The organism is Proteiniphilum sp. (assembly GCF_034331125.1).
Classification (GTDB): Bacteria; Bacteroidota; Bacteroidia; order Bacteroidales; family Dysgonomonadaceae; genus Proteiniphilum; species Proteiniphilum saccharofermentans.
Window position 1 is genome coordinate 1 of sequence record NZ_JAXQGC010000023.1, and the last position, 7,608, is coordinate 7,608.

The 7,608-nt window shown below is 43.5% G+C and carries 5 protein-coding genes; all 5 read right to left on the bottom strand.

Annotated features, from left to right (window positions below; all coding sequences use genetic code 11):
* Window positions 1–110: 110 nt before the first annotated feature.
* Window positions 111–1,256 (bottom strand): aldose epimerase family protein, encoded by a 1,146-nt coding sequence (locus U2P89_RS05230; protein WP_322190815.1) that lies wholly within the window; start codon window positions 1,254–1,256, stop codon window positions 111–113.
* A gap of 72 nt (window positions 1,257–1,328) precedes the next feature.
* Complete coding sequence (locus tag U2P89_RS05235; protein WP_322190811.1) at window positions 1,329–3,356, bottom strand: hypothetical protein; 2,028 nt, start codon at window positions 3,354–3,356, stop codon at window positions 1,329–1,331.
* A 146-nt stretch (window positions 3,357–3,502) separates the two neighbouring features.
* Window positions 3,503–4,510, bottom strand: coding sequence for a family 43 glycosylhydrolase (locus U2P89_RS05240; RefSeq protein ID WP_322190812.1), 1,008 nt, complete (start codon window positions 4,508–4,510; stop codon window positions 3,503–3,505).
* A gap of 3 nt (window positions 4,511–4,513) precedes the next feature.
* On the bottom strand, window positions 4,514–5,668 hold the full coding sequence (locus tag U2P89_RS05245) for a sialidase family protein (RefSeq protein WP_322190813.1): 1,155 nt from the start codon (window positions 5,666–5,668) through the stop codon (window positions 4,514–4,516).
* Window positions 5,647–7,458 carry a glycoside hydrolase family 2 protein gene (locus U2P89_RS05250; protein WP_322190814.1) on the bottom strand — a complete coding sequence of 604 codons (1,812 nt, stop codon included), beginning with the start codon at window positions 7,456–7,458 and terminating at the stop codon, window positions 5,647–5,649. Before U2P89_RS05250 ends, U2P89_RS05245 begins: the two co-directional genes overlap by 22 nt.
* Window positions 7,459–7,608 lie beyond the last annotated feature (150 nt).

Sequence of the window (7,608 nt, forward strand, 5' to 3'; positions counted from 1 at the left end):
GGCACATACAGGAACTTACATCCTGCAAGCTTAATACCATGCCCGACATACAAAATTTCGGGCTATAATCCATCGATTACAGCCCGATTTTTTGTTTTACCTACAATGGGTTACTGTTGTACTGTGAATTTATAGATGCAACGGCTGGTATATTTCTCTCCCGGCTTCAGATAGGGCGAAGGCCAATCGGGTTTGTTGGGCGAATCGGGATATTTCTGTGTCTCCAGGCAGATTGCATTGCGTTTGCCATATACAGCACCATATTTACCGGTAACCGTTCCATCAAGGAAATTTCCGGTATAAACCTGAATCCCAGGCTCGTCGGTATATACCTCTAGTTGAATGCCGGTAACAGGCGAATAAACCGTAGCCGCAATCTGTGAAATATCTCCTTTGGTATTCAACACCCAGTTATGGTCATAACCGTCACCGTTTTTCAACTGATCAAAATCATATTGGTCGATACGCTCACCTATAGCAGTAGGTGTCCTGAAATCCATCGGCGTACCCTCCACTTTTTCGATTTTCCCTGTCGTCATAAATGTGTCATCCACCGGAGTGTACTCATCCGCATTGATCATCAACAGGTCATTGAGGATAGTGTTATTGGCATCACCCGACAGATTGAAATAAGAGTGATTGGTCAGATTAACCACCGTCTCCTTGTCCGTTTCAGCTTCATATTGCAGGTCAATGGCATTATCATTTGTCAACGTCATCGTCACCTTCACATTCAGGTTACCGGGAAATCCGGCTTCTCCGTCTTCCGACAGGTAAGTTAATACCACTGATTGCTCATTCGGCTGGACAGCATCAAAAACTTTAGAATCAAATCCTTCCGGCCCCCCATGCAGGGTATGTCCGAAATTGTTCTGGGGCAATTCATATTCCACACCGTCCACAGTAATCTTTCCGTGTGCAATCCGATTGCCGTAACGACCGATAGTAGCACCGAAATTATTGTTGATATTGATATAGTCCTGTATGTTATCAAACCCAAGCACTACATCCTGTAATTTACCATCCCTGTCGGGAACCATCACCGAGACAATTCTTCCACCGTAGTTGGTTACGGTAACCTCCACACCGTTCGCATTCTTCAGTACATAAAGGTTGACCGAGTCACCGTTTACGACTGCCTGAAAGTCGCTCTTCTTCAATCCCGAGAGTGTTGTTTCCTCCGCGGGAGCCTCTTTTTGTTTGTTGGTACATCCGGCTATGGCTATGATTGCCAGCAGCAGGATTAATCGATTGATTTTTATCATTTTTCCTTTATATTTAATAAATTCTTTCGCAAATTTACATGATTTTATTTATGTACCTATGATTTACTTCGATAAAAATTTTTCAGCTCTGCCGGGAGAGAGCAATTCCCATAGCGATGCCACCGTCCATCCCGGAGCAAAAATATCATTATAAAATCCTTTTCCATTGCGTCCGTAATCCCAATTGGTGTGCTGTACCACTTCGGGATAATATCCTGTTTTTGCCACACCGCACATATGGTTTTCAAACGGCAACAGCTGACGCATCGATGAAGAGATGACTTTGACAAAATCATCAAAACGAGGTTTATCATATCGTTTAGATAGCCAGTTCAGCACTGAACCGAATTCGAAGATAAACACATCGATATGGTTGTTCTCTACCGATACGTTTCCCCATCCCCTGGTTTTCAGACCGATGTCACCTATCATCTGTCCCCGGGCAAACGGCACATCCCACATATAATACCAAGAAAGGGCAAAGTAGGATGCCTGAAGAGAGAGATCGGAATAGCGCTGCTGTTCATTCCCTTTGGAAATCAGTGCCAGATAGTACATTGCCGTTGCAGCATACAAAGAGGCCTCTTTATCTTCGCAGTTGGCATCTAATGTGGAGGAAAAATAGTCGGCTTTGGAAATAATTTCATTCTCCAGATAATCAGCTGTTTTTTTAGCGGCATTCAGGTATTTTTTGTCGTTAAAATATTTATAAGCCATTACCAATGGTACCGTTACCGAAGGCGTACTACCACCGCTTCCATCTTCGATAGTCAGGTCATCATTAAACTTACGTGGAAAACTTCCGTCTTCATTTTGCAGAAGCAGGATTTTCTCCAATAGAGATTTCATTTTACTCTCCCATTCCGGATGTTTTCGGCCGTTCTCTTTTTCATACTGAAGGAAATGGAACATAGCATATAAGCCTTCGGATTGACGACGAATACTAAGTGTAAGTGTATTGGGTTTCGCCCTGTCATCATCAAAATTCACAAATTCACGGAAAAGCCCGTTGGGTGTAAAACCATGATCCAGATAACTATCGAAAACGGAATAACTATTGGATACCAATTCGGCACGATTATTCTGCTGTCCGTATTCCAATGCATTGAATGCATTCAACAGCACCCTCCCTACAAAACCTATCTCCGCCCGGCCTACACTTTCGCAGGTAGCCACGACCATTGCTTCTCCCGAATTGAACTTCAGGGGATGGTCGCTCACAAAGCTCCGGGTAAAAAATCCGGTAAGGGTTTCTTTTACGAAATCATCGCTGAAAGGGATATCCACTGGTTTTGGACGCCAGGTATCGTAACTGTATTCCCATAATTGACGAATAAGTCCCGAAAAATCAGAGACTTTACCCGATTGCAGGAGCCATGTCAGTTTGACCGATTCTCCTTTTTCAAGATATTGGAATGCTTCTACCGGCGGCGCCAACGTAAGTTTCCTGATATACGTCTTCGGAGTTTCATAATAGGGAAACCCGAAAGAGATATTGGCATTACTGTTCACATTTTCAAATCCGGTATAACCAATCGATGTTTTACCGGAAACGATCACTTCTCCTTCTTTATGTGTTGTAAGCGCTTCTTCCTTAAAATCGTCCATCCGCATAACTGAAAGATACTCCCCTGTCCTTTCATTGAAAACAGCGGTCATCGGCACACTCAACCGGTCCTCACGTACCGTCCAGCTATCAGATGTATGAAAAGAAGGCGCTTCTTTGGGTGAACGCAGATTACGGCGATACCAAAATCCGGGCATATAGAATTGACAATCATCGTGAGAGTAAGTGGTATTGATCCGCTGTTTGAAATTAAAATAGATATCTTCCTTAGCTGAGATCACCACTTCTATTCTATTCTCTTCCACTGTCCGTGTAATGACCACCGGAATATCCTTATCCGCTTTTAATTGAACTGACTGCTCTCCCGTTGTTCCTTTCAATGGATAGTGGACGGCGTTGTTACCGGGAATTTTTAACGCTATTGAAGCATCTAAGTTGGTTACAGGAATCTGAGCAGTTATGTATCTCACATTCAGCAGACACAAAATAGCGATAGAATACAAAGTGATTTTTTTGATTTGCATATGATTAAAATTTAGATACAAGAACCAAGATACAAGAACCAAGACACAAGAACCAAGACACAAGAACCAAGACACAAGAACCAAGACAATTTAATCATGCACTTATGTGATAACGGTTATCATGCTCGTTTCATACAAAACTTATCTTATTTAAATATGGGTTTTTCGGCTTCAAAAGATGGACTGCCTCCTTCAACATAAGGCCAGTCGTTTTCCCATTGCACCTGATCCATTACCAGCACACGTCCTTTGGGATTATCTACGGATACAGCGTGATAGAAGATCCAGTCCTGTCCCTCCTTATCCTCCACAATCTCGGAATTATGCCCTGTTCCCACAAATTTCTGATTTTTTTGAATAATTATTTCATGATGATTATCCATCATCGACCTGCCCTGCTTGTCAAGATAAGGGCCGAAAAGATTATCGGAACGACCTGCTACAGTAGTATAGGTACTGTTCAGTCCTTCACAGCAGGATCCGATGGAAGCAAACATATAATAGTAACCGTTCCGTTTGTGTATATACACTCCTTCGTATGCTGTCCCGGCCACCTGTTGTTTTTCTGCTCCCGGCTTCAGGGAAAGGCCATCATCCGAAAGTTCAATGGCATAAATGCCGCGGAAACTTCCCCAAAAGAGATATTTTTTCCCTTCCTCTTCGATATAAAAAGGATCGATAGAGTTTTGCACATTGATCTCGTTGCTGCGGAAAAGCTTACCGTGATCGGTATAAGGTCCTTCGGGCTTATCCGCTGTCGCAACACCGATGCCGCAGGTCCATTCACCACCCCAGACCGACATGGAATAGTACAGCACATACTTTCCGTCGATGAAATTGATATCGGGTGCCCACAATCCGCCATTGGGTTCAAACGTAGGGCGGGTTGCATTGGTAAATGCGGTACCTGTCATTTCCCAGTTGACCAGATCTTCAGAACGGTGAATAGGCATATTCCTGGTATCTTCTGTTGCAAAGAGATAGAAATAACCGTCATCTGCCCGTATAATGGTGGGATCGGGAAGGCTGTAATTAACTACAGGATTTTTATAAATATTCTCTTTATCATTAACTGGCTTATTATCTACAGATTCACCACCTTTACATGAAGTAAAAACAGTAATTAGAAAAAGAAATGTAACTAAGCGGATCATTCTTTATTTTTTAATAATTTTTCCTTTGATCATCCATACACCGATCTTATCGGAATTAAAGTTTGTAGAAGCCAGAGCAGCAATGGTATTATCTCCTAAATCATACAATGAATTCCATTTTGCCTCTTTCGACAATGGTACATCAAAAGGCCGTGAAGGATTCCTGAAACCAGAAGGATTATCGCTCACCACAACTTCCATGGTAGACAGTTCCCAATCGGAAGGCCTGTTTTTCGTAGTCTGGTAAGAGAGCACATAGACCCCTTTATCGGTAAGTACCAGATAAGGAGCTCCGGCATACACCTCACTACCCAGTGGGTCTCTCAAAGCCGAATAACGGTAGGGTGAATCTTCCAGAACAGGGTTTGCCCAGGCCTGTTCAATCGGGCTCTGTACCAGCCAGGGTTTAAACTGCTTTGACAAGTTGTCTTCAATAGCCACATATATTTTACTGCCATCATGTACTGCCACAGGCATTCCATCCCGTTTCCCTTTCCGGAAAGAGACTGTGGTATGTGCTTCCGACCATGAAGCACCATTATCAGTGGAATAGAGCATAGAGATCTCTTGCTCATCGGAATCGCGATAAGGCGATTCATTGGCGAAATAAAGATGTAATGTGCCGTTGGGTAACATAAGGAAAGAAGGCTCCCAACATCCGTCCCTGAAATAAGTTCCGGCCCGGTAAAGAATATCCGCCTCCGTCCATGTAGCACCATTATCCCTACTTCTTTTCAATGCGATAGAAAAAGGGAAAACACCTTCATCCCGTGGACGCAGGTTTGAGGCAAGAAGGATGTCACCATTGTCCAGTTGGATTACTTCAGGATTGGCTATATTCACTCTTGTACTTTCACCGGTTTGTTCATCTGTATAATTAAATGCTTCGTATGCCATCACCGGTTCACTCCAGGTAGTACCTTCATCGGTACTTTTTTTCACCATCAGATCACCTCTCCTGTTCTCATACACCACGATAAGAGAGTTATCCTTTAACCTCCGCAGACGGGGATAGCCACCCTCATCTGCAATGCAGATGAGGGTATTCTTTTCCCATTCAATGAAATAATCCTCACTTCCCTGATTTTTTTCACTTTGACAAGTAATGAAAGTGAAAAACAGGAACAGAAATAGAATTATTTGCTTAATATATTGCATATCTCCTGATTCACTTTTCTCACTCTATCCTCATCTACTTTGACCAGTTTCCTGTCATAAGTCAATAATCCGTTTACTTCGACTTCGACATCGGTAGTCTGGGTATAAACCGCGGCGGAGAATCCCTGACGGATCAGTTGTTTCAGTTGCTCGGCATATTTGATATACTCATCGGTCACCTCTTTGGCACTGTTGAACTGTACATAACCCCAGTTACGATCCGGCTCCCAGAGGTGTTCTTTGTTAGCCCATCCTATTCCGCCATACTCACCAAGTACTGTAGCCCGCTGGGCATCGTAAAGATAAAGCTGAGGTGCAGGATATTGGTGCAGGTCGAGTATGTCTCCCACAGTGTAATGATTACCACCGCTGGCCGGATTCACTAAACGGGAGGGGTCATATTGTTTTGTCCACTCGGCAATCTCCTGGGTTTTGAATTGTCCCCACGCTTCATTAAAAGGAACCCACACGCCAATCGACGGATAAGAATAGAGATAATCCATGATCTCTTTCCATTCTTTACGGAAATTGGCCTCCGACTCGGCGGAACGCACCCTTTCCACACCGTCGAAATACTTTCGCATCTGCCATTCAGGGCCCCTGTCACCATTAGGCATATCCTGCCATACAATTATGCCGTGACGGTCGCAGTGTGTATACCACCGTGCCGGCTCTACTTTCACATGCTTACGGATCATATTGAACCCAAGTTCCTTGGTTTTCACCACATCGTATTCCAGAGCCTCATCGCTAGGTGCTGTATAGAGTCCGTCGGGCCACCATCCCTGGTCGAGGGGTCCGAAATGGAAAAGATCTTTGTTATTGAGTTGTAAACGCACAATTCCTTTATCATCTCTCTTCATGGAATATTTACGCATAGCTGCATAACTTGCCACTTTATCGAGCTGCTTATTACCATCCCAAAGGGTAATTTCCAGGTCGTAGAGATACGGACTGTCAGGCGACCAGAGTTTTACATTTTCCGGCATCGTGATCTCCACCGGCAGGTTGTTGATGGCCTGTCCCGTCGCTACTACACGAGAGCCTTCTTTTACTTTCACCTCTACCTTCGCTGCAGGAGTACACACATTAGTGATAGCCTGAACAGCTAATATATTTTTATCGACATCAGGTGTAACCTTGATATTTTCGATGTGCGTTTCGGGTACCGGTTCCAACCATACGGTCTGCCAGATCCCGGTTACCGGCGTATACCAGATACCTTCCGGTTTATTCACTTGTTTTCCGCGTGGTTGGTATCCCTCGTCAGTGGAATCCCACACTTTTACAACGAGTGTGTTATTGCCATTGACAAGTGCGGGAGTAATATCGAAAGAGAAAGGGGTATATCCACCGGTATGTTGTCCCACTTTCACACCGTTCACCCATACATCCGCTTTCCAGTCCACAGCTCCAAAATGAAGGAGGATCTTATTGTTTTTCCATTTAGATGGTACGGTAAACTCACGCTGATACCATAGCTCATTGTCGCTGCCCACCCTTTTTTGTACTCCCGAGAGGCTTGATTCTACGGCAAACGGTACCAGGATCTGGCCGTCGAAATTAGCCGGTTTTTGTTTTCCAACCGGAAGGATGGCATAATTCCACAACCCGTTAAGATTCTGCCATTCACCACGCTCCATAACGGGTCTTGGATACTCGGGTAACACATTATTCACATCGATTTGCGTTGCCCACCGGGTTTTAATCTTGTCTCCAGCCGGTTGCCACTGGGCTGAGACAGAAAAAGTTGTTACAAGTAAAATAAATAAAACTAGTTTCGATTTCATAAGACAATATTTATTATTAACATTAAAGTCATATGGAACTCGCATTTAATCATTATCTTTAGTGTAATAATGTTCCTGCTCGTTTCATGTTGATATTATTTTAAATAAAATTACAATTTCGAGTTTACGAAAATAGATGTTTATAAATAA

Bases quoted from the DNA above. Each gene is read 5' to 3' on its own strand.
- U2P89_RS05235 (WP_322190811.1), bottom strand. From the start codon at position 3,356: ATGCAAATCAAAAAAATCACTTTGTATTCTATCGCTATTTTGTGTCTG.
- U2P89_RS05240 (WP_322190812.1), bottom strand. From the start codon at position 4,510: ATGATCCGCTTAGTTACATTTCTTTTTCTAATTACTGTTTTTACTTCA.
- U2P89_RS05245 (WP_322190813.1), bottom strand. From the start codon at position 5,668: ATGCAATATATTAAGCAAATAATTCTATTTCTGTTCCTGTTTTTCACT.
- U2P89_RS05250 (WP_322190814.1), bottom strand. From the start codon at position 7,458: ATGAAATCGAAACTAGTTTTATTTATTTTACTTGTAACAACTTTTTCT.